Raw genomic sequence first — 22,927 nt, 5'->3', positions numbered from 1 at the left:
ACACAAACAGGTCGCGATTCGCCTGCCCAAGCGGTCTGTCTACTTCCGGTTCTGGGGATATTCGGCGGCGACCTCTTCGGTGCGTCGCAAGTAAATCGTCTTCCAATGATCGGAGGCCGCCCAGAAGTTGCCCGCGCGCATGAATTGCACATGGGGCCACCCCTCGTCGTAGCGTTTGAGGTCTGCAAGCGCCTTGGCCAAACCGAGCCGATTCGATGCCCTTTCCGGCGCAAACACCACGGCTTTCTGCAGATGCTCTACGACTTTTTCTTTGTCCCATTTGCCGAGTGGCCAGGGTAAGGCGTACAGGAAAGCGAGCCTTCGGTCGGGTCCACCGCCGTCGATGGCGGGATCCAAACGCCACGCTTCTTCGAGCGTCTTGAACAGATCGCCGATGAGGAAAGGGGCCTTGAAACGGTGAACTTCGGCGTAGGCCAAGCCGATGGTAGCGCCGTAATACACGACTTCAGCCTTATGGGGAAACTTGGGTAGGGCCCTCTCCGCCAATGCATAGCCTCGGTTAGCGGCCCACTCCTGCGTGGAGCGGTCACGTTCGGTGAACTCGTCGTAGTAGTTGTAATAGGCGCGGATCAAGCGCCAGAGCACGTCGGCATCATCCGATTCAAGCAACTCGTAGGCGTGGATAGACTTGCGGATGCGCTCCGGATCGCCCGACATGGCGTCGGCATCGATGGCGGCCAAGTCGGCCGCTTGGGCGCTGCCGGCCAGCACAAGACACACGGCGGCGGCTCGGAGGATAAATCCCATCATCACCTTACTTTACTTTTGTGAGCTGTATTCATCTCGCCTCAACGCCCGATAAGGATTTCATAGGTATTTTGTGGCACGCTGTACAGTCGTCTCGCTCCAGGGTTCACCCCGTAACCTGCGGCCAGAACAGATTGAAATACCTGCAGCGCGTGTCCGTTCCGGACACTCAGACCACAGACGTGAGAAATAAGCACGGTTATGGAAAACTTTCCATAACCGTGCCATCGCTACGCATGCCACTGTCACTACTTTGTCACGTTACTTGATCTCGCAGCGGTTCCAGTCTTTACCCCGCCCCTCACTGATTAGGGTTCACTCCTATAACAAGTCCTGCACCGCTTGTTTGAAGGTGCCCTGATCAACCTTTGAAGTGTATCGCAGGTGGATAATCACATCGGTGATTCGCAACTGGGGGGGCTTGCCGTCTTTAACCAGCGAAGGATTATTCTCCAGCGGCATATCAAACCGCCATGTGGAGACAGCGCCCGTGCCCTCGAAGGGGAAGTAGCGGTCATCCAAAAAGAAGTTCAGATTGAACATACCCAGGTCTTCCGATGGTTTGGAGATGGCAATCTGCTGGTTGGTGCGCCAGTTGACCCGCAGGGTGCTGGTGTCCTGCGGGTCATCACTAATGCCCATCAGATAGCTGACAGCATTGCTGTCGGGGACCAACAGGGTTCTGTTACTGGTCTGACTTAGCGAGGCATGCACGCCATCGAAGGCATCAATCTCGCCAGCGGTCTTGACGGAGATGGCCATGGTTTTGATCAGGCGACAATAGTGTCCTGGAAAGTCGAGGTTGAACAATCGCTCGCTCAGGGAAAGTTCACACCCCCCCGTCTGTTTGAGAACTCCAAAGGCTTCAGGGAAGGTCCGCTTCATCGAAATGGTTTTCTCGATTTCCTGGAAGCGGCTGTCTTGATCTAGACGGACCTTATCCATCCGGTTGAGTTCCAGCGTCAAGGATTCTCCCGCCAGTAACCCCTTCTTGAGGCTGTCCCAGTGACCCGGGGTAATGAAGGTCTGGGTGGAGGGCAGCTCAAATTGGAGGGCTTTCTCGGCACCTTTGGCCAGGTCGTAGGCGAGTTTGTAAGCCTGAAAGTATAGCCCGGACAATCTGCCCACCATCCAGTTGCGCAGCTCGCCATTGGTGAACTTAATGCGGAAAAAGTCAGCCACCTCCTGTTTTTGCTGGAGTTCTTTTTCGTGAATGGTCTGCTCAAATTCCATCCGCTGCAAGCGAATGCCGGCAATGGCCATTTGTTTCTCAATTGCCTGCAAATCAAACTCGGCTGTTTTCCCCTCCTGTTTCCACTCCGCCAATCGGCGCTGGTACGCCCCGATGTCCTGAGACATTTCAGCCGCAATGTCCAAACCATCGGCGACTACATCCACAATGGCTCCCTGGGCTTCCAACACAGCAGCCAGGTTATCTCCTGTCAGGGTGGTAGTAGCAAGAGGGCTTCCCCCGAAACCACTAGCTCCAAGTTGAATATCAGGAGTGACCTTCACCATTTTTGCCAATACGTCAGTAATGCCCTTACCAACCTTCAGTGCTTTGACAATATTCTTAGAGGTCATTGCAAACCCTTCTGCAGCATTGAGGGAGAGCCCTGCGGTCCCATCTTCCACCAAAGCTCGATAGCGCTCTTGACGGCCCTCAATATTTTGGCGGGTAATGTTTAGCGCCTCTATCTCTTCCTTCGCCTCACTGAGTTCATATTCCTTGACGGTGGTCATGAGGTTGAGCAGATTGCGCTCATGGATGTGTTGCAACAGGGTGAGTTGTCCTTCTTCTTTGGCTTCAAGCGCCGAGAGTAGGGCTGAACCGAAGTCGCTGACCATTGAGGTGACCTCCTTGGCCTGTTGCAACACCTGAGCGTACCGGTAGTGGGGGACAGCAACACTGAGATCGGCCAAGGCACCGGCTATCCCTCCACCGCCAGCAACGGCCTGCACTAGAGCCGCGGGGTTAATGGGCGGCTGGAACAGGGCCAGTTGCCGGAAGATGCCTTCAATATTCAAACTATGGCGGATTTTGTAAAGGCGATCTTCGACCTGATCCCAATACCCTATAAATTTCTCATTTTCAGGAACACAGAAGTGGGTAATCAGTTGACTGTGGGGACTGCGGCCAATGGCATCGTCGCTGTCCGTCGGCACCGGTATTTTTTCCACGTCAGTTAAAAATTCGATCGCCGCGTTGCGGTCTTGGACAAAATCGTTGTAGGTGCCGATTGCATCCATGCGCTTCACGGTCTTAGCTTTGGGTCTAGGGCCCAGCAGATTAAACGCCAAGATGTAGAGCATCGTGGCTTCGTTGATCGACTCGCGGGTATCCTGGGTGAATAGCGAATCGCCCCAATCCAGGAGATTATCGATATATTTCATGACGATCGATTTCTGATAGGAGGTGAGGCGCAGGGCTGCAATCGCATGGGGGTCAAATGGATCTTCCCGATAGACCGTCAGAGATTCCTCCTGGGTCAACACCGCCTGCAAGCTCTTGGACGTCCGGTTCCGATACGGCAGGTACTGCCAGTACCGATCGTTCGGATTAGGGGGTGAGTCGTTGGGGGTAGCGATTGTGGGATTGAAAATGTAGTGATACCATTTTTGCGCGTCCGCAAATTGCTGATTGGCATTGAGTTGGTTGGCAATCAGGAAGGGGATATGGAAAAACATCTCTTCATAGTAGAGTCGGTAACTGCCCTGGAAATCAATCACAGCCGGAATCTGATTGCGTTCTTCAGGAACAAGATCTGGATCGGGGCGATAGATCTGCCAGAAATCAAGCTCTTTCGCCCGTTGCGAAGCCGGACTGAGGAATTTATCGATTCCACCCGTAAACAGGTTCTGACTGAGTTGATGAATCGCATACGTACTCAACCGCTCAAACTGAAATTCGACTTTGTTGACAGCAGACACAACCGGGGCCTGGGTCTCTTGTAAGTCAAAGGAAACCGAAATATTTTGGGCTTTAATATTTGACGTGTTCTTGGCATTGTCATACCGGACCTGCATCAGTTCTGCAGCGGTAAGCACCGGTAGTTCTTTGTTTTTTTTATCTAAAAAGATGGCCTTGATCAAAAATTGTTCATCCCCGGTATCCAGAATGTACCAACCCGGGCGATTGTGGACGTCAAGAAAAGAGACCTCCTGACTTTGTAATTTCTGGATAATCAAGCGACCGGTATTAGTGGACTTAAGGATGGCACTGTGATCTAGGGTGGCAAAATCATTCACAAACAGGCCATCGGTCGTCATCAAACTCAGATTAGCTTCGCGAGGAGCGTTGGTTGGCTGATGACTTCGGAGGCCAACATCATAGTTTTTGCTCGTAGGTTGCTTTAATTCTAGTTTAAAGCCTTGTTCTTCCAGAAGATTATTGCGGATGCTCTTGATGGTATCGCCATAGAAAATAATTATGCGCTCCCGCTCTGAAAGATGCTCTGATAATGCGCCCTGGAAGGCAATGGGAATCGTAAACGTTAACTCCTCGGATTCGACGAGCGTCATGTGAGACTCTGGGACCTGGGAATTCAGGGGCAGACTGAACAACCCATCTTCCTCGGCTTTGCGCAGAAACAACTCTTCTTGAATCGTTGCTGTGTCTTTGAGCTGATTCCACAGTCGAAATTCAGCCATATGGGTGGTGAAGATCTCGCTGGCAACGGTTTGTCTTCCAATTTCCAGAAGTTCCCCCTGAGCCAATTGCTTACTCTTTAGATGTGTAGTCTTCTCTACAACTTCTGCGCCATCTTGCCCATGCTGAATCAGTTTGACCTGATATCCATCAACCGTTTTTTCCAGGGTTACGGCTACGTGTCGCCAGACATTCCAGGCCGCGGTTGTGGTGAGTTCTTCATTGGCATCGCCAAATCGCACACTCAACTTCAGGGTCTTCGACTCCCATTTAGGTTCTTCCACCTCAATCCGGAGCTGATTAGTCGAGGCTGTATGGGCAGCTTGAATTGCCGCCACGGCATCTCTCTGTCGGGTCGAAACATCTTGCTCCTTTTGAGTCGCTTCAGCTTCTTTTTTGGCCGCCTGGTTTTCCTTTTGGGTCGCCGTGGCCTCCAGAAGTTTTTTCTTGTCAGCATCTGCAGCCTCTGCGGCTGCCCGTGCATTAGTGGCTTCGTTCCGAGCAGTCATCGCTTCGGTCCGGGAGGCAATGGCATCCTCCTGTGCCTTAATCGCAGAGGCTATTTTACCGATTGCATCGGTGGGGATCTCTGCAATCGGTGTTTTTGGAATCTTGGCTAATTCTTTAGCAGCCTCTCTAAACTTATTCTCCTGACTCAGCTTAAGCGCTTTCTCGGTAAGGTTCACAGCAGTACTGACATCATTTTCTCGGATTTGGGCACCTGGAATCGCAGTGTAATAGTTGGTTGCCGTCATCTGGAAGCTGCCATTGTCATAATTCAGCAGGGTCAGCAATTGGGCTTGAGCATCTAGATTGTGCGTCTCTCGGAAAGCTGGATCATTGATATTCTCCTGAGAGATGGGTGTGCGCTCTTTTAGGGGTTCCTTCGGATCTTTGGCAATAGACCCTTTATATTTCACCTCTTTCTCTTCCTTGACAAATTTTACCCAGAACGACCAGGTGAGCTGTTTCATATCAAAGGGGGGTAGAGTAAGGAACAGTTTTGTATTTTCATCAATCTGCAAAAACTTTTGATTAGGATCCGGTATCGGTTCTGGTATCGGTTCCGGCTCAACCGTGGTCGAGGGAAGATTAAACTTGAATGCTCGTTGCACATAGAGCTTTTGCCACTTGATTTGCTTGCGCTCCTCCTCGGACAGTTGGGTTTCCAGATGGGTCTGGGGCGAGATCCAGGTTTTTCCAAAGTTGTAATACGAGTATTTCACGACCGTTTTATAGACATCCACATTTTTCTGCACCCGCCCCACAATGCGATTATCGAACAGATAGTACTCACTATCGATGGTCCAATCAGGTCCAGGTCCCTTTAACTTGGTTATTTGTTCTGTTGAAAGTTCCTTTTCCAATTTTTTGGCGGAGTAAAGGCCTGGCTCCTTAAGACTTCTTTCCAGCAGATAATCCACAGGAAATGAAAGAAGATAAGGATCGCTGAGTCTTAAATCCTGAGATTCCTTTAATTTGGAGAATTCGGTCCAAAAGAGCAGCAGCTTGCCAAAGGCGTAGACGGGCGTGGCAAAGTCCGAGTTGATCGCCACGTCAATTTTTTCCCAGGGGAGCCAGCGTTCTCCTTGCCCGGTTTTCATGTGTTTGCGCAGATAGTACATGCGTGGCTGGGTATCGGTCCGCCCAATCAGGTACAGGGTTTCATCGCCCGAATTGGGATCACCCTCTAATTCGCGATGCAAATAACTGCCCACGATTTTGAGCTTGGCCAGTTCAGCAAATTGATCCAGGTAGCTGATGTAGGCTTTTTCAACCGCCTCCTGGTTGATGTCGGCCTGGAGGAGGTTTTGCTCTAATTCTTTAAACAAGGGGGTTTTGGTGCGGCGCAGTTCCGGCTCGATGTAGTTTTCCGGATACAGGAAGACTTTGCGATTGGCTTCCCAGACGCGGTAGTTTTTGACCCATTCCCATTCCTTTAGCGGGATGGTAGCGGGATTTACACCCGCTTCTAGATTCATCAGGCAACGCTGCACATAGAGTTGTAAGCTGGCTGTGGCCTGCACGATGCGCGAGGTCTCGACTTCACTGCCCATCTGCATATCGAGCAGGAAGTATTCATACAGAATATCCGGATCTTTTCTCCCTTCGTAGTGATGAGCGTCCAGTTTTTTCATGGCCAGCGCCAGCAGGGCATCCCGTTTTTGGACGGCGAGTTGGTTTCGGATCGGCTTATAGACTTTGGCCCATTCTTCCGCACTATAGTTAGCCCGCAACACCTTGAGCAGTATTGCCGCTTGCCGGCTATAGAAGGCAAAATCCAGATGCTGGGTGCTGGATAATTGAATCAGGAAGTCAACATCGCTTCCCATTGATTGAGCCAAGGCAAAACACTGCTGCAAACGGTGCAACACCTCCACCTGGTTGTGGTTTTTGCCGCCCAAGGATTTAGCTAATGTTATCAGCTGGGGGGGTTCCCAGCCTGTCAGAGCAGTCAATTGCCGTACATTCTCGTCGTTGGCACTAAGCTCCGACAGGTCGATGGCTCCCAGACCCAACACCCCGATCAGCTGACCGTCCTCATCGTTAAAGGCCGTCTTAAGCTGCTGAAACTGGGCTAGGCGATCGAGGTTGTCTAAGGATGGTTGCAGGAGGTCTGTCAATGCCAGGGGAGTCGTTGCCCACGTGAACACCATCTCTGGTTTTTTTAAGAACGCCTTCGCTTCTTTCACACTCAATTCAAATTTAGCCAGCAGATAGAGAAGTTTGACGAACTTGGCCAGGTATATCGACAGGTTGCCCGGAATGGGCGAGTCGGCCGCCTGAATGGTGTAGATCTCTTTGATGAAGGCAACCGCATCGACGGCATTTTCTTGGCCGTCTAAATAGTCAATCACGACGTTGACCAGATCTCCTGATTCCTCAAACATATCAGTCAAGCCCTGCGACAATGCTTCCGATAGGGCCGCTCGCAACCGGGTGAGGGTCTCGTGAACCGTGCCCTGAATCTGCTCTTGTCGCTCTTGCCGATCGAGGCGTTGCTCTAGCCACTCTCGAATTCGAGCGCGTTTTTTGAGAATGGCAGGTTTTTTTTGATCGGGTGCAGGCAACAGTTTCAATAACTTTTCATCACTGAAGCTATCAGGCTGCTGACGGTGAACCAATCCATTGTCGGCCAGCAGGTTCTGAGCCATGAGCGCTTCCCGAACTTGGTCGCCCAGGCCCTTGCGGAGAAAGTCGAGTTCTGTTTTCAGGGTGTCAAACTCGCCCATCCAGTTTTCGGTGGTGGCCAGGTACTCGGTCAACCCGCTCAGATCACTCAGGGCCGGGCCGGGCTTGACCGCCGCGAGTGCCTGTATCTGTTTTTGCATGGCAGTGAGCTTGACTAACTCGGTTGCCTTGACTAACTCGGCTGAATTGATGACCTCTACCAAGGCGTGGTCTTGCAGAAATTGAAAAATCGTCATGGATTGCGCCTGACTGATCTCGGTCGTGGCAAACGACTCCCCGCTGACCAGGATGTCTTTCGCTTGCTCTCCCAATTGCTTGGCCAGGGTGCGCAGATCGGTTTCAGAGAAAAGTTCCGCATGCTCTGTGGTCACCGCCTTGCCAAAAAAGATCAGCTCGGCTACCGATATCCCGGTGCGCTGCATCCAGGCGACCCGATCCCTCAACCTCAAGACATCAGACAGGGTCTCAATAGATGTCTGGTTCATTGTCTTCAGCAACTCCAGAAATTCCATCACGGGTAGTCTTAATAGCTTCGGGAGTCGAGCCAGTCGATAGAGACGGGTCAGGTATGGGGTGTCCAGTTCGATACTGATTTCGGCACCGCTCAAGTGTTTGACGAGCGCATCCAGATCCTGACTGGACACTTGCAGAGATGCCATCAGTTTTGAACGGGTCTGGCGATCGCGGTTGCGACTCTCCTGCCCGGTTCTATCCCAGCGAATGGGGCGATCCAGGTGATAATCCCAGCGTTCTGTCTTATCACCTTGGGTATTGAATACCTGATCAAATAAGGTGGAGCTGTCTTCTCGCCCGACATGCTTCAGGGTGGACCACAGTGCCGTCAAGCGATCGATGGACAAGTGATGTTCGTCCTTGAGGCGCTTGATATCGGCAATCTGGTGGAGTGCGGTTTCGTCTAAGGTGACCGGGGTGAGGGCACTCACCGGCAAGTCTTGCAGGGATTGCCGCAGGAATTGCAATTGCTCTGTTTCTTCGAAGCTGCCCAAGCGTTTCTTGCCCGATTTGTCCGGAATTTGGATGCCCGATGCTTCATCCAGATTCCAGAGCAAGTCTAGATCCGGTGGGGGGAGCGTGAGATCCAGATCCTGAGACCAGTTGTCTGCAATCTCTTGCGCTGTACGCGCACGGTTCCAAAGGCGGACCTGCAAGATGCCCCCGCTCAGCCCTGAGCTGTCCACCCCTTGGCCTTCGCCATCATGAAACTGCACTGTGCTCTGGGCACGACTTAGGCTGAAGGTGGTCTTGTGCTGCCACAGTTTTGATCCCGGCCCCATCACGGCCAGCTTGCCATCCAGGTAGCCCCGTAGCGACTCTGGACGCACCTCGTCTCTACCATCTAAAACAATTGCGGCATGGTGCCACCGGCCCGATTCAATCCGGTCGGTCTTAAGTCGCCAGACCCGCTGTAGATCGACCGGGTTCACCCACCAATTCTCTTCATGCGTAGTCTCCCACCGGCTTTCGTCAGTGGGCATGTTATATCCCACGAAATAGAGTTCACTGTCGTAGACATAGAGGAGTAAGTCCCGCTGCCCATCGCCTTCGTGATAGATCACTTGCTTGCGGTGAGAAATTGTCTTATTTCGAACCTGGAACCAGACTTCGATGGTTCGTTGTTGGCGTTCATGGGGATCACCCGGATCGGCATAGTGCACCGATTGGCTGCCGTTGAATGTGAGGATTTTCCGCTGCGCGCTCCAGAACCCGGTATCCGGCAGGTTGACCCCAATCGGAGCCGGTGGTGCTGCTGGCATACCCGGTTTCAGTGTCGGCTGTTGGGGGGAGCCAACGCGGATCTGATTGCCGGTCTTACCTCCCAACTGCCAGTATCCCATCAGCGCGTCCGATGCCTCCGGACGTTGATACCGACCAGCTGCAATTTGTTCATTGGTGCGGGCCATGTTCCAGAGCCGCACCTCTTTGATCTGCCCTGCAAAGTACTGCAGGATCTGGCTACCCCCATTCCGGCCAATTTCGAGACCCGTCATCTTCAGCTTGAACGGAGTAGTCAGCTTCAACGGTGGCGCATCCGCCACTCCGTTGACCAGGAAGGTCACGCTGGCTGCCTGCACCCGCACAGCAACATGGGTAAATTCCGTTGTGTTGATTTCGGTGGATCCTGCTAGCGCTGTCCCGTCCGTAGTCAGCGTCAGGTGCCCATCTTCATTGAGGCCAAACGCAGTCAGAGCGGTATTGCCGTTTGCTATTTCGCCGATGCTAAGGATGGGATTGGGTCTGGTTCCGCTTGGCTTGACCCAGGCTTCTACCGACAATTCGGTCAGGACTCGCTCTGATTCCAGCTCACCGGCTAGATATTGGCCATTTCCATTAAACTCCAGCGCCGTTTGCGCGAGCGGACGGCGCAGTAGGGGAAAGGCATCGATGGTTGTCCACTGCAGTTGGTTGTCCTGGATATCAATGGCCTTGAATAGGGTGTCGTTGAGCTCGTGGCGATCGCGTGACGGTGTGTCCGACCAGTGCTCGGGGTTGACTTTGCTTGACAGTAAGAGAGGCTGAAACACTTGCAAATCGTCGAAATACTTAGCGCCTTGGCCTAATGCCCAAAGACCGACCGTGCCGGTTTTGAGGCGATCCTTGGCATCATCATAGGCGTCAATCTGGAAGTCAGCAGGCTCTGGCTCGGAATCCTGCCAGACTTTTGCTCGGATATTGGTGCGTGTCCCCGTGTCTTCGACTTCAATGTGGAACCGATACCAGGTGTTTGACTTGGGATTGATCCCAGAGTCAGCCTTACCTTTGATCAGCTCATCGGAGGTTTTCCCATCGCCTCGATGGGGAGAGATATGGAAAGTGGCGGGTTTCTTCGTCGAATAGCGTCTCAGGCGGTAATAATGGTCATGTTTGCCTGGCTCGACCGTGTCATCGGCATAGCGACTGAGAAATGTCACCCCAATCCCCGCGTTAGGGTTGGTGACGTACAGCCTGCCCGTATAGATGTAGTTGCCCCAATCGAGCACACCGGGAGCCACGTAGTGGGAATGGATATTCGTGTCTGTAGAGACGGTACGAAATGCAATAGTGGTATCAATCTGAGCCGTTTTGAAGAGGGTTTTGTCTTCCTCACGGCTATTGTCCTTACCGGTATTTCTCCAGTTGAGCGGATCTTGATCGGGGGCATAGGTCTGAAAGGACTCGGAGAGGAGCAGCTTTTGGATGACACGCAGCTGGTCAAAGTATTTTGAGCCCGGGCCGGTTGCCCAGACCCCGACCGTACCCGACTGGAGGCGAATGCTGCTATCGTCATAGGCCATCATCTGAAATGCCGGGGGCTCAGGGGTGCCTACTTCCCAAACCTTGCCGCGGATTTCGGTCCGGTTCACAGTCTGCTTAGACATGACCTGCAGGCTAAAGCGATACCAGGTGTTAGGCGCCGGATCGATCCCGGAATCGGTTTGATCGGTTTGCGGGTTCAGGCTACGGACAGGCTGAACCCCATCCGGATGAGCAGCCAGATGGAAGGTGCGGTGCTCGGCGTCTCGTCGTAAGCTGTAGTATTGGTCAATGGCTTCTGGATCACGACCGAGGACCGTGACACCAATACCGCTGTTGGCTTCAGTGATCCGCATCTGACCTTCGTAGGTATAGTCTTGCCAGGCGAAAGCATCGACCTCCGGCCTATGATAGTGAGCATGAATGTTGTTCAGGGTGGAGTCCGTGCCGAAGGCGGCACGACCAGGACTGCCAGTGATCTTTAGCTCTCTAAATAGACGTTCTTTACCGAGGGGGATGATGCGATCGCCTGTGTCGCGCCAGTGTTCTGGCTCTGGCATTTGCGATTGGGCCTCAAAATTAATATCTAGCCACAGATCAGCCGGGTTGGGGTTGGTACTAGTCGTCGGCCAGACGCACAAGTTGTCGAACTGTCGTCGTGAATCAGTATTGTTGCCTACCGTCCATACACCCACCGTGCCGGATGTGATCCGAATATCGGGGTTGTCGTCGTAAGCCTCGATCTGAAAATCAGCGGGCTCCTCCTTGCCCGCCGGCCAGATTTTCGCCTGAATGGTGGTTCGGGTGCCGGTGTCTTTTACCCGGATCAAAAAGTGATGCCAGACATTCGCCTTGGGCTGAATCGTGGAAACCGTCTTGTCGCTAGCCGGGTCAGCACTCTTTAGAGCTTGTACCCCAGCCGGATGGGCCACCAGATGGAACGTGGGGTGATCGGCATCCCGACTCAGGCGGTAGTACTGATCTGTACCAGTACCGTCAGGATGACGACTCAGGAACGTGACCCCAACGGCATCATTCTTGTTGGCAATCCGCAGTCTTCCCGCGTAGAAGTAATCCTTCCAGGCCAATGCCTCTGGCTTGTCGTAATGGGAATAGATATTCACCAGCTCGGTATCGGTATGGGTAGTTTGCAGGGCAATTTGGCGCTGTTGCAGTGTCCCCGTAAACGGATTGCCATGTTGTGCCCCCGCCCTATCGCGCACTAACCAGCCAGTACCTTCATCCAACGGCAAATAGGCCAACAGATCGGGGGTAATCATGGGGGCCACGATGCGATCGCGCCTCAACTCCTCCGCCGATTTGACCGTCCGCCACAGACGCAGCTCGGTAATCTGCCCGGCAAAGAAGTGCTGATCTTCCGTGCCCGGCTTCGTGGGGCCGTCATCAAACCCGGTGATCATTCCCTCCGCCAGCCCCCCAAGACAGACAGCGCCCACCGGGCTCAGGCGAAATCCTGGAGCCACCTCGGTCGTCTGGTCTGCGGTGGTGAGGGGGGTCCCATCCAAAAAGGCTCGAACTTCAATCACATCAAGGGGCAACGGTGGGTCCGTGGCCGGAAACTCGTTATGGGTCACCGCCAGATGGTGCCAGTGATCGTAGGTAAATTTAGGATTTTTTTGCGTGAGGAGCAGGGACGACCGGAATTCAGTCTGCTCAAAGTTGTTGCACCACTGAAGCACATAGAGTCGATCCTTAAACAAGTAAATGCTCAGGCCAGCTTCCTTATCTCCCTGGGTAAAAAGCACCTGCTGACGATTAGCCAGCTTCTTGCGATCGGTGGCATTGAACCACAATTCCAGGGTCCACCGATCTAACCGACCCAAGCCCCAGTTTTTCGCGTTTTGAATCACGAGCACATCATTATCGCCGTCCAGATGCAGCACTGTTTCCCGAGTAAGGATCGGCGGGGAAGGTAACGGGCGCATTGCCTCCACAGGCTGCGATGTGTAGTCCTGGGGAAAGTATACAGAAGCTTGGGACTGAAGCTGCTGTGGGGAATCCAGCACCAGGTCTCGACGCACCCATTGAGGTTGGGCAGCAAATCCCTCACCGCCCAGCTTGCCGTGGTTGCCACTCCCAGATAGGTCAGTTAATGAGTGATCAACGGTTTCGATTAGTGGCCAGTAGCCGATCAGGTTCTCCGTTTCATCAGCAAGGCGGCCGTAGCGGTCGTTTGCGATTTGATTAGGAGTACGGGCAACTTTCCAAATCCGGACTTCCTTAAGCACCCCGGCAAAAAATTTAGCGGTCAGGTCACGCCCAATATTGAGATCTTCGCCCACCACCTCCAGCGGTGTCGTCAAGGTAGCACCCTGATCGGGTCTGCCGTTGATATAAAACCGGACGGTCTTCTCCGCTACCATCACCGCAATATGGGTAAAGGCATCGCTGGGAATCGTGTAAAGACTCGCCATTTCAAAGGGGTTGGCAGGTGTCCGCCCATAAAACGATAATTGGTTGAAAGCATTAATCCACACCATAAAGTGTAGTTGCTGGTCCGCCTGACTCCCCTTACTCAAGATCACGTGGCTGCCAGCGCGGGATGGATTGATCCAGGCTTCAACCGTGAACTCCTTGCCCGTTACTTGGCTCACATTACGGCAGGCCACATAATCGTTGATACCGTCAAATCGGAGAGCGGTTTCGGCAACATAGGGGGACCTTAGCGATCGCAGCGCCCAATCCAGCTCTGCAAACGACCAGCCCAACTTGCGGGAGAGCCGCAAAAATCGATAGATGCGATCCAGCTTTTGAGAGCTCAAGTTGAGCAATTTGTCAAAAAGAAGGTTGGGATATTCGGGGTCTGGTGTGTTGGGGGCGATCGTCAGATACCCCAACCCATCATTCACATTGTTGATAAATAATAACCGAGACAGCCCTGCATTCACCTCATGTCGATCTAAATCCTGAAAGATCAATTCATTCAGTTGTTTGCGGGTCAACCCTGTTTGCGCTAAGAACACCTCCACATTTTCTAACCCTGCATTGCCAGGTAATGAGGCATCAACAACCCCATAGCGTTGGGATAAATCAGCAGGTTGCGAAATTTCTGAAATGATTACACTAAACTCTTTGGGCGATAACTCCAGAAATTCTCTGGTGATCAGATGTTTGATTATTGTCTCGTTCTGACCCAGAGACGGTTCAAAAGTTTGATAGATCTGATGCAAACTGGTTTTGAGTTGTTTCAAATAACTCCGAATTTCTGCCAACGGCAAATCGAATGGCAGGGACATTGGGAAGATCTCATCCTTGACCACCTCGTAGGTGTCACGATCGGCGCCCCCCCCTGTTTTTACAAAAGCTTCCAGTAACTCATTAACCAGATCAATATACGGAATCAGATCGCTGGTATTGATCGCATCCAACCGAATTCGAGCTAAATCAGGTCTACGCTCTTCCAAAGAACACCATGACGGAATTGGATTTTTTTGAGTAATATTTTGCTCAACGAACCGCATCAGATCCACGAAATACGCCGCCGGACCAAAAATAGAGCGGTAGTGATCACACTCAATAAAATCCAGATTGCCAAATAGCCGATTGTATCCAGGAATTGATTCCTGCTGATTAATGAATGCTTCCGGCAGATTTTCTGGCAGATTGTTGAATAGTGTTTGTTTCAAATAGGGAGAAACGGCATCTTTGATATTTACCCAAAGCAACGCAGCACTTTCCTGAAGATTGGCCGCTGTTCTATGAATTTGTCTCGCCTCTCGATCTCCGCCTGCCAGCTTCTTTCCATACAGTTTCACAAATTCGTCTTCTGGGATGCTGACGATTTGCTGAATGGAATTCATCTCGGGGTGATTTTCCCGGAATTGCTGCAAAGCCTCCTGGGCTGGCGGTAGACGCAAGGTGGACATCATAAATCTCCTGGATGATTAGATAATTAGCTGTAGGCTATTTTCTTTGTATGAAAGGGCATATGAAAGGTCAGGTCTTGCCATGCATCATCGCCGGGTGTGGTATCGGCTCATATATATAACGGTCCGCGCCATGGGCGCTCAGTTCTTGGGCCGGACGCGTCAGACTGCATAGGGTTCCCCTACGATTGCGAGGTTCCTTGAGTCCTGAATCATACGGTGGGGGTCGACTGCGTGATTCGTGCGCAGGGTAATCCTTTTACCAGGGACCGCCAATCAGGCCATTGCTGATTTTGGGGTTCAAAAAACCTGAGAGAGGCCCTGTGAGGGGACAGGGGGTTGGTATTACTCAATGACATAAACGGGGGATTATGAACAGGTACGATAAATGCCGGATTTCGTCCCGGCAGCCCAGGTCCTTTTGGTTAGGCAAAAGGACCCAAAACCAGTGACGCCCCGCCTGGTCACATCAAGAGTGGGCGGACGGGAGCCACGAGAAGGCAGGCCAACTCGCGGAGCCTGCCCTGAGATTCTATGGTTTATGTCAAACCTTGTGTGATCCGCTCTGGATGAAATGTTGTACGGTAATGATGAATCGACCAAGCGGCCCGGGCGATTTTACGAGCGATGATCACCAACGAGGCTGTCGTGCTCCAGCCTTGCGTGCGGTACGATTCGTAGATCGGTTTCCAGACTTTAGTTTTGATGGCCGCCATCGCGGCGTTAAACAGCAACCGGCGCAACTCGGCGGGGCCGCGTTTGGACAAGCGGCGGCGCCCCGCTTTGCGCCCCGAGTCATTCGCACGCGGATCCAACCCGGTGAAGGCGACGAAGGCATCCGCCTTGCGAAACGGCACACGCTGCAGCGTATTGGTCAAGCTGATGCCGACCAAAGGACCGACGCCCACAATGGTTTGCACCCGCTGTTGCGCCTCCTGGTGTTGAGGTGAGCCGGCAGCCAGCGCGGACAGGGTCGCATCAATCTTGGCAATCAAGGCCTCCAGCTTGCTCACCACGGCCTTGAGTTCGGCGGCAAAGCCGCCCAAATTACGCATGCTCAGCTTCAGCGTGCCTTTGAGGCGGACGATCGTAGCGCGCCGGCGAATGAGCCGGTCCAGCTTGCGTTGGTTGGGCGTGGGGGGCGTGTAGGGGCGCAAGCGCCTATGCTCTTGGGCGATGAGTCTGGCGATTAATTCCGCATCCACCCGGTCGGTTTTGGCCCGGTTGCCCATGGCCTTGGCGTAGTGCCGAGTCTCCAAAGGGTTCAGCAGGAAGACGGTATGCCCTAGGGCCTGTGCCAGGTCCGCCAGCAATTCGTGGTAATCGCCAGTGGATTCCAAGCCGATGCGGCTGCCTGCCGGGAGAGATTTCAGCCATGCCCGCAAGAGGGCCCGCTGATTGGAAATACTCTGGACCGGAAACCGTGACTCAGCGCACGCGACTACAACGGCGTCTTTGGCCACATCCACGCCGACATTCAGAGCGGGTTGTATCATCGTAGCCTCCTAGAAAGAAATGAATGAATGACACTGGGGTGGCACACACCAACGTGAGCTTGCAGGTAAATCGGCGGTCAGAGTCCCTGCCGCGAGATTCTTCATCGACGTTTGTGGTGTGGGTGGGAGAGTTCTCAGGGAGTCTGTCCGCTGTGCGGCAGATGGTAGTCGATGTCCCTCCACCCCAGTTCTCCTTAGCTTCTCAAAAATTGAGCTGTAGACACCATACAAGCCTTGTCGAAGGGCTCACACAAGGCCCGCCGATGGATACGAGCCTCCACCCCTGGGACCGGGCGGGAGGCGTCGAACAATGTGAGGGGATAAGGCAGTCTGGGTCAGGAGTTAAGGGTTGGTAGGTTGAGGCAAGGGGCGAGGTGGAGCTTGGGGTAACGGCCACCTATGCAGCGTGAGGTCGGCGGATCTTAGGGCCCGACCCCTGGAGTGGCCGGCGGTTTTCCGCCGGAGCCGGGGAGGTTCAGGCCTTGGCTGAAATAGGTATGGCCTGCAGCCACGGTGCGGATAGCGCGGGTGAGGTCGGCGAAGGAGTCGTCTTTCAGCATATAGCCGGACGCACCGGCCCGGACCATGGCCTCCACAAATTGTTTGTTGTCGTGCATGGAGAGCGCCAATACTTTCACCCTCGGGTGCGAGGACAGCATTTGGCGGGTGGCTTCCATGCCATTCATGGGGAGCATGGTGACGTCCACGATAACCAGATCGGGGGCCTGACCCTGCCGTGCCAGGTCTTGAATCGCCCAAACCCCCGCTTGACCATTCTCCACTACGGCCACCACGCTCATGTCCGGTTCTTGATTCAGCTTGTTCCGCAGGTGCTCACGATATGCCCGGTTGTCGTCAGCCAGGACAATGGTGATGGCCATGCCGGTATTCCTTATCTGCGTTCATGTCTTCCTCATGGTTCTGGTTCGGTCTTGTTCGGAGGAGCACACAGTCGCGTTCAGCATTTCACCTGCTATCTGGGCTCGTTTGGTCGAATAGAGGTTACATTCTCATGGTCACTAGAATGGTTCGGTCGCATGGGAATACGTCATATTGTTGACAATCTTGTGCTCTATCGACAATCAGGCAATTGCTGAGATTGAGGTGCTAAAAACCTGAGATGGAAGTAGACCATCACCGCGAGGGGCGCCTACCAGTCAACGAGAGTGTTTGTTTTGGGGGTTTCTACCCTACCCCACCTCCCCTTTCAAAGGGGAGGGACACGGAAGTCACGGTATTTGTGAGTCATTAACAGGCGGATGGCGAGGGGATTGCCTGAGGGTTTCAGGGGTGTTCGAGCACTATTCGTGTCGACGGGTTACGAGTCTACGGAGGTCAGGCCTTCCCGGATGGCATACTTGGTGAGCTGGGCCAGGTTTTGGAGCTGCAACTTGGCCATGCAATGTTCGCGGTGCGTGCCGACTGTTTTCACGCTCAGGCACAACCGATCGGCAATCGCTTTGGTGCTTTGCCCTTCTGCGAGCAGCTGCACAATCTCCCGTTCTCGCTCTGTCAACTGCGAGAAGACTGAAGCGACTGATTCAGGCCGGCGGGCCTTGTAGTCATCCACCACCGTGCCGGCGATTCGGGGACAGAGGTATATCTGGTGCCCGATCACGGTATGAATGGCCGTGACCAGTTCTTCAAACGCACAGTCCTTGTGCACATAGCCTGAGGCACCGGCGTCGAGCACGGCTGAAATGAACCGTGTGTCTTCATGCACGGTAAGACAGAGCACTTTCACCGCAGGAACGCCATTGGTGATCAGGCGGGTTGCCTCAATGCCGTTCAACCCGGGCATGGTCACATCCATGACGACCACATCTGGTCTCAAGTCGCGGCTCAAGTTCACGGCTTGGAGCCCGTCGCTGACTTGCTGGATTACTTCCATGTCAGATTGCCTTTCCAACAAAGAAGCAAGACCCTCACGGATAATCTGATGATCATCGGCCAGAAGAATTCGGGTATTCATGTGCGGTCTCCCTGTGTGTATGCGGTGCACCACTCATCGTCTGGACATGAAGCATGGTCGCGGATAACCACACAGCGATGACTTACCCTAACGGAACGACAATGAGCACTTGAGTCCCACAGCCCAGGGACGACATGATCTTGAAGCGCCCCCCGATGCCCTTCACTTGTTCCCTGATGCTGAAAAGACCAAACCCACCCTTTGGACCAACCCTGTGACCGATGCGGGACGCATCGAATCCCACTCCGTCATCTTCCACGGTCAGTTGCAGGTGTTCCCCATTACGACAGATGGAGACTGTCGTGTTACATGCGCACGCGTGTTTCCGAATGTTGCGCAATAGTTCCTGGACGATACGAAAAATCACGACGCGCGTGTTATCAATCAGCATGGTCACCTGGTGATCGGTTTTAAAATGGAATGCGGGGCCGTTTTGTTGTGTGTGCTGCTCACCCTGGCTCTGGATGGCGGCCTCCAGCCCCAGTTCGTAGAGAACCGGGGAACTCAACTCAAACGTGGCTGAGCGGGTGGCCCGAGCGGCTTGATTCACCAAGTCGCGGATATCCTTGAGGAGCTGCCCGGTTTTTCCGTCGGCCTCCGATTCCGTCAACTCACCTGCTTTGAGCTTGAGAAGCGCCAGGACCTGCCCGATGTCGTCATGCAGACCGATGGCAATTCGCCGCCGTTCCCGTTCTTCGGCCACCGAGACTTCTGCCGCCAAGACACGAAGTTGAGTTTGCTGTTCAATCAGCTGATGCTCGGCCTGCTTGTGTTCAGCCATCTCCTGTTGCAGGCGGGCATTGGTCACGAGCAGGGAGGCCGTGCGGGCCTGCATGAGGTGCCCGAGATCTTCATGCTGAGCTTGGAGAGCCCCTTTGCATCGTTTGAGATCAGTGACATCGACACACGACCCCAAGTATCCGCCATGGTCGCCGTCTTCTGTCATCCAAGGCACGCCGCTATGTAAGACCCAACGATATTGGCCATCCGCCCGGCGCAGGCGGTGCTCCATTCGAAAGCTCAGCCAGCCGTGGAACGCTTCCAAGTACGTGTCGAGACATCGCTGGCGATCATCGGGATGAATCCCGTCTGTCCACGTCATCGCCAGCTCTTGCTCAAGCGTTCGTTCCGTAAACGTTAACCATGACGTATTGAAATACGTGCAGCGCGTATCCATTCCCGCAATCCAGATCATGCCGGGCATCCTATCGGCCATGATGCGGAGGTTATTTTGTTCGCGCGGCAGCGAGCTAATATCGAGGTTCTGTTGCATTTACTTTGCAAAAATTAGAAGGTATGAATCCTTCTATAACAAAACAAAAGAATAATAGAAACCTTGAAGGCTAATCTTTGCTCTGAAAACCACAGGAAATACATATGGTGCTCCTTAATGAGGGAAAATGCCCCATTTCTCTTCCGGCAAATCACACAGTTTTTAATTGGTCTTCAATGCGAGCTGTTTCCATTCTATTCTCAATGGATCAAACCCTTGTTATCTTTGACATTATTATCACCATTGACTCATTCCGGTTATTTGAATTCCATGAAATACGAAAGTGGATCTACCCCGTTCATCCCTCCGGACCTGCGATTTATTTTGTTTAGTAGACTCCGAATTGCCCTTTGGCCAAGTTATCACAAAAACTTTCCATGTCGGCCAGCTCATGTTTGATCAATTCCTGGACCTCCCCCGAGATCCGCTTTAGTGAAAATCCCTTCTTCACCCCGACCTGAGCTGAGACAACCAGTGGTTCGTTCACCGGTGCACCGATCCGACTGACCATCCATACCGTGGCATCGCGGACCCCTGGTATTTGTTCATATGCCTTCAGGGCCAGTTCACGAGCCCACACATTATAAATTTTCCCGACATGACTGACAGGGTTTTTCCCGGCCGCGGCCTCCCCGCTCATTGGTCGATTCAGCGCGATGACCCCTGAAATGCGATTCCCCCGTCCCACCTGTCCTGAATCTCCCTGCTCCGCAGAGGTTCCCAACAGTGTTAAATACATGCCCTTCAGTCCTTGACCCGGGCGATCAAGCGCATTCACGACCACGTCCACTCGTTTACAGGAATGAGGTTGCTCATTAATAAAGCGCTGCACATTCTGAAGGACCTTCGCCTTTCGAGCAAAATAAGCTTTTTCTGTGGTGATCCGCTTGGCAAGAAACGGCATGGCCACCGTCAGTGACAGCATCCAGTCCATTCGAACGGCCATGACTTTGACATCCTCACCGGTTTCCGGAAACGCCCGCTTAAACCGGGTCCCGTTTACATACTGCTCAAGATCCACCACCAATCGTTCGGTGGGAGTCAGCGGAGCATAGCCGACCCCGGCTGAAGTATCGTTCGCGGGAAGTACCCCCGATCCATGTTCAAAAATCGCCCCGAGTTCAGCAGAAGTCGGTTGCAACTCAATTTGATACCTCATGTGGGTATCGGGATTCACATTGGGCAAATGGCTCTTGATCCACGTTCGCGCCGTCTCAACGGCGATGTCAGACACGGGGATCGTTTTTCCTGGAACGCCGAAGGAAGCCCGGTCCCCAAGGATCAGGCGCATCGGGTGGGTGACCCGACCACCGCCCAGATGCAATTTCACCTGACCCGCCACCAGCAGGCATTTATCGATATTATGGTGCAAAATACGACCAAAGGTTTCCTGATACACCTTGGACAGTTGAATGGACACGGCTTCAGCAAGGGCATCACAAATCGTATCGGGATGCCCCTTGCCTTTCCGCTCGACAATTTCAAGAGGTTGCGCGTCGACCGGCACGGCTGGTGCCTGATGAATCAGAATACGGGTCTTCATCCTAGGAATCCCTCAGGGAGCGGTAATGTCACCGGACTTGTCTCGCAAGGTTTTCACCAATTCTTCGTAGGAGGAATCCCGAATAATGCGATCGAATTGAACCCGGTAATTTTTCACGAGACTCACTCCATCGACCACCACATCGTACACCCGCCAGTTGCCATCTTTGAGTAGGAGCCGGTAATCAAGAGAGATTTCCGTTTTGTTTGACGCAATAGTGGTCTGCACTTCTGCAAAGGAGTCTTTGAGCCGTTCCTTGAGATACTGGACTTTTTCTCCGGAATAGTTCTCAATTTTGCCTGCATAGGTTTTCGAAAGAAGCGATTGAAACAATGTCGCAAATTCTTGATGTTCCGCCTCACTTCGATTTCTCCAATGTGCGGCCAGGGATCGTTTGGCCATCTCTTCAAAATCAAAATGTTGTCCAATAATCTCCTCCAACAATTGCCGACGATGGGTCGCTTGATCCGGCGTCTTGAGACCTTCGTCGCTCACCAGTCTGATGATCTCATCGATGGTGCCTCTGACCACCACAGTAGGAGCTTCCACATCCAAGGTAACACTCGCCACAGTAAGAGCCATCAAAACAAATGGAACTCCAAGAGAAATCCATTTCACCATGGAACATGGGGCGGTCACGCTGATCCTGCGTTTCTTTCCAAACTCATACACCCTTCCTCCTGGTAATTGTTGGGTGAAACACCCATTTATTGACTTATCAACAAAGAGGAAATTACTGGTCTACTTTCTTCATCCCTTCATCCGCGGTCACACATCTCCATGAACAACCATCCCAAACAGCGTGAATAATGTCCAGGGAATGAAAAGGCAACTTTTATACCTTTCTTCACGACTGACGGGGAAAAGGAAAACAGTCTGTCATGCCCGCCAGTATTCATCAGACATCCCTCAGGTCTTCATTGGGGATGATTCACCGCTGATAACCGGCGGGATGACGAGAGAGAGGTTGTCCATAAAGGCACGAGGCTTGCTTCAAATCAGGGAGAAGCAAAGATTCGGATTTCATGGTCCTTACGGAAACAATCCCATGCACACGTTTCAACCATCACAAGACAGAGGCCAACACATGAAACAAGATAACGTAGAACGGCTAAAGGTAAAAATTTGTGGAAAAACAATCGTGTCTGTTGAGCCATCCAGATGGTCGGGTGAAGTCAAATCTCTCATGAAGAGTCAAGAGTTTTTATCCATCACCTTAAGTGACGGAACAGTTCTGGAGGTTGGAGGATTGTATATTCGGGATGGAAGTCATACCTGATTTCGTCTCAAACCGTTTAAATTTTCATTCACTCCATCCGTGTGAAAAGACTTTTATGGGGTTATGAGTGAAAGAGAGAGGAGGAACACATGGGTCTTCATGCGGTCGCCACTGTCGGCCTCAGAACAATCCAACAAGTCGCCACACTCCATGATTTCCGTTTTCACCACGATCAGAATGGATTGGCCATAACACAAGAACTTCTCACATCTTCCTTGCCAGGCGCGCCGGTGGTCGATCCTAACGGGCACTGCGTTGGGTTCATCAGCCAATTTGATGTGCTGGCCGTGCTGGAAGCGGGGCGGGATGTCAGCCAATTAACCGCAAAGGAGATTATGGTGCGGGACCCTATTGCCATTCCTAGTTCCACCACATTAGCGGAGGCTGTCAAAATCATGAAAGACCATCATTTTCTGGTACTTCCAGTGGAGGAAAATGGTGTGGTGATAGGATGCCTGACCCGGCAGGATCTTTTACGGGCATGGGTGGGTTTGGGATTAGAGCAAAAAGACTAAGTCAAAATTGAGCACACGAAAAGTGGTGCAATTTGGGTCCATGGAAAAGGGAAGGGGTGTTGCAAGATGCGACAAAATCGCATTTCCATGAAACGTACTGA

10 protein-coding genes are annotated in these 22,927 nt (G+C 52.7%); 2 read left to right on the top strand and 8 right to left on the bottom strand.

The genetic code is table 11. From position 1 onward, the window contains the following. Positions 1-39: 39 nt before the first annotated feature. The 8 genes from PQG83_RS00510 to PQG83_RS00475 all read right to left on the bottom strand — a co-directional run bounded on the left by PQG83_RS00510 (position 40) and on the right by PQG83_RS00475 (position 21,614). On the bottom strand, positions 40-771 hold the full coding sequence (locus PQG83_RS00510; protein ID WP_312745482.1) for a hypothetical protein: 732 nt from the start codon (positions 769-771) through the stop codon (positions 40-42). Positions 772-1,089: 318 nt separating this feature from the next. After that, positions 1,090-14,751 (bottom strand): Tc toxin subunit A-related protein, encoded by a 13,662-nt coding sequence (locus PQG83_RS00505; protein WP_312745479.1) that lies wholly within the window; start codon positions 14,749-14,751, stop codon positions 1,090-1,092. 536 nt (positions 14,752-15,287) lie between these two features. Next, on the bottom strand, positions 15,288-16,244 hold the full coding sequence (locus PQG83_RS00500) for an IS110 family RNA-guided transposase (protein ID WP_312745243.1): 957 nt from the start codon (positions 16,242-16,244) through the stop codon (positions 15,288-15,290). Positions 16,245-16,666: 422 nt separating this feature from the next. Then, complete coding sequence (locus tag PQG83_RS00495; protein WP_312745476.1) at positions 16,667-17,125, bottom strand: response regulator; 459 nt, start codon at positions 17,123-17,125, stop codon at positions 16,667-16,669. 437 nt (positions 17,126-17,562) lie between these two features. Then, entirely contained in the window at positions 17,563-18,216 is a 654-nt protein-coding gene (locus PQG83_RS00490; RefSeq protein ID WP_312745473.1) for a response regulator, read from the bottom strand. Positions 18,217-18,298: 82 nt separating this feature from the next. Continuing rightward, on the bottom strand, positions 18,299-19,489 hold the full coding sequence (locus tag PQG83_RS00485; protein WP_312745470.1) for a PAS domain-containing sensor histidine kinase: 1,191 nt from the start codon (positions 19,487-19,489) through the stop codon (positions 18,299-18,301). Positions 19,490-19,817: 328 nt separating this feature from the next. Beyond that, on the bottom strand, positions 19,818-21,032 hold the full coding sequence (locus PQG83_RS00480; RefSeq protein ID WP_312745467.1) for a methionine adenosyltransferase: 1,215 nt from the start codon (positions 21,030-21,032) through the stop codon (positions 19,818-19,820). 12 nt (positions 21,033-21,044) lie between these two features. Further along, positions 21,045-21,614, bottom strand: a complete 570-nt coding sequence (locus tag PQG83_RS00475; protein WP_312745464.1) for an MlaC/ttg2D family ABC transporter substrate-binding protein — start codon at positions 21,612-21,614, stop codon at positions 21,045-21,047. A 505-nt stretch (positions 21,615-22,119) separates the two neighbouring features. On the opposite strand from PQG83_RS00475, the gene PQG83_RS00470 reads away from it, so the two are divergent. Both PQG83_RS00470 and PQG83_RS00465 read left to right on the top strand, forming a co-directional pair. After that, positions 22,120-22,311 carry a hypothetical protein gene (locus tag PQG83_RS00470; protein ID WP_312745461.1) on the top strand — a complete coding sequence of 64 codons (192 nt, stop codon included), beginning with the start codon at positions 22,120-22,122 and terminating at the stop codon, positions 22,309-22,311. 89 nt (positions 22,312-22,400) lie between these two features. Continuing rightward, positions 22,401-22,826: a CBS domain-containing protein gene (locus PQG83_RS00465; protein WP_312745458.1), complete on the top strand. Its 426-nt coding sequence runs from the start codon at positions 22,401-22,403 to the stop codon at positions 22,824-22,826. Positions 22,827-22,927 lie beyond the last annotated feature (101 nt).

Source organism: Candidatus Nitrospira neomarina (genome assembly GCF_032051675.1).
In the GTDB taxonomy this organism is placed as follows: Bacteria; Nitrospirota; Nitrospiria; order Nitrospirales; family UBA8639; genus Nitrospira_E; species Nitrospira_E neomarina.
Note: the sequence above shows the minus strand (reverse complement) of the source record. Positions and strands in the feature narration are given on the sequence as shown.

What these genes read in the sequence shown, in the direction of transcription:
- PQG83_RS00510 (WP_312745482.1), bottom strand. Translation starts at nt 771, where the DNA reads ATGATGGGATTTATCCTCCGAGCCGCCGCCGTGTGTCTTGTGCTGGCC.
- PQG83_RS00505 (WP_312745479.1), bottom strand. Translation starts at nt 14,751, where the DNA reads ATGATGTCCACCTTGCGTCTACCGCCAGCCCAGGAGGCTTTGCAGCAA.
- PQG83_RS00500 (WP_312745243.1), bottom strand. Translation starts at nt 16,244, where the DNA reads ATGATACAACCCGCTCTGAATGTCGGCGTGGATGTGGCCAAAGACGCC.
- PQG83_RS00495 (WP_312745476.1), bottom strand. Translation starts at nt 17,125, where the DNA reads ATGGCCATCACCATTGTCCTGGCTGACGACAACCGGGCATATCGTGAG.
- PQG83_RS00490 (WP_312745473.1), bottom strand. Translation starts at nt 18,216, where the DNA reads ATGAATACCCGAATTCTTCTGGCCGATGATCATCAGATTATCCGTGAG.
- PQG83_RS00485 (WP_312745470.1), bottom strand. Translation starts at nt 19,489, where the DNA reads ATGCAACAGAACCTCGATATTAGCTCGCTGCCGCGCGAACAAAATAAC.
- PQG83_RS00480 (WP_312745467.1), bottom strand. Translation starts at nt 21,032, where the DNA reads ATGAAGACCCGTATTCTGATTCATCAGGCACCAGCCGTGCCGGTCGAC.
- PQG83_RS00475 (WP_312745464.1), bottom strand. Translation starts at nt 21,614, where the DNA reads ATGGCTCTTACTGTGGCGAGTGTTACCTTGGATGTGGAAGCTCCTACT.
- PQG83_RS00470 (WP_312745461.1), top strand. Translation starts at nt 22,120, where the DNA reads ATGAAACAAGATAACGTAGAACGGCTAAAGGTAAAAATTTGTGGAAAA.
- PQG83_RS00465 (WP_312745458.1), top strand. Translation starts at nt 22,401, where the DNA reads ATGGGTCTTCATGCGGTCGCCACTGTCGGCCTCAGAACAATCCAACAA.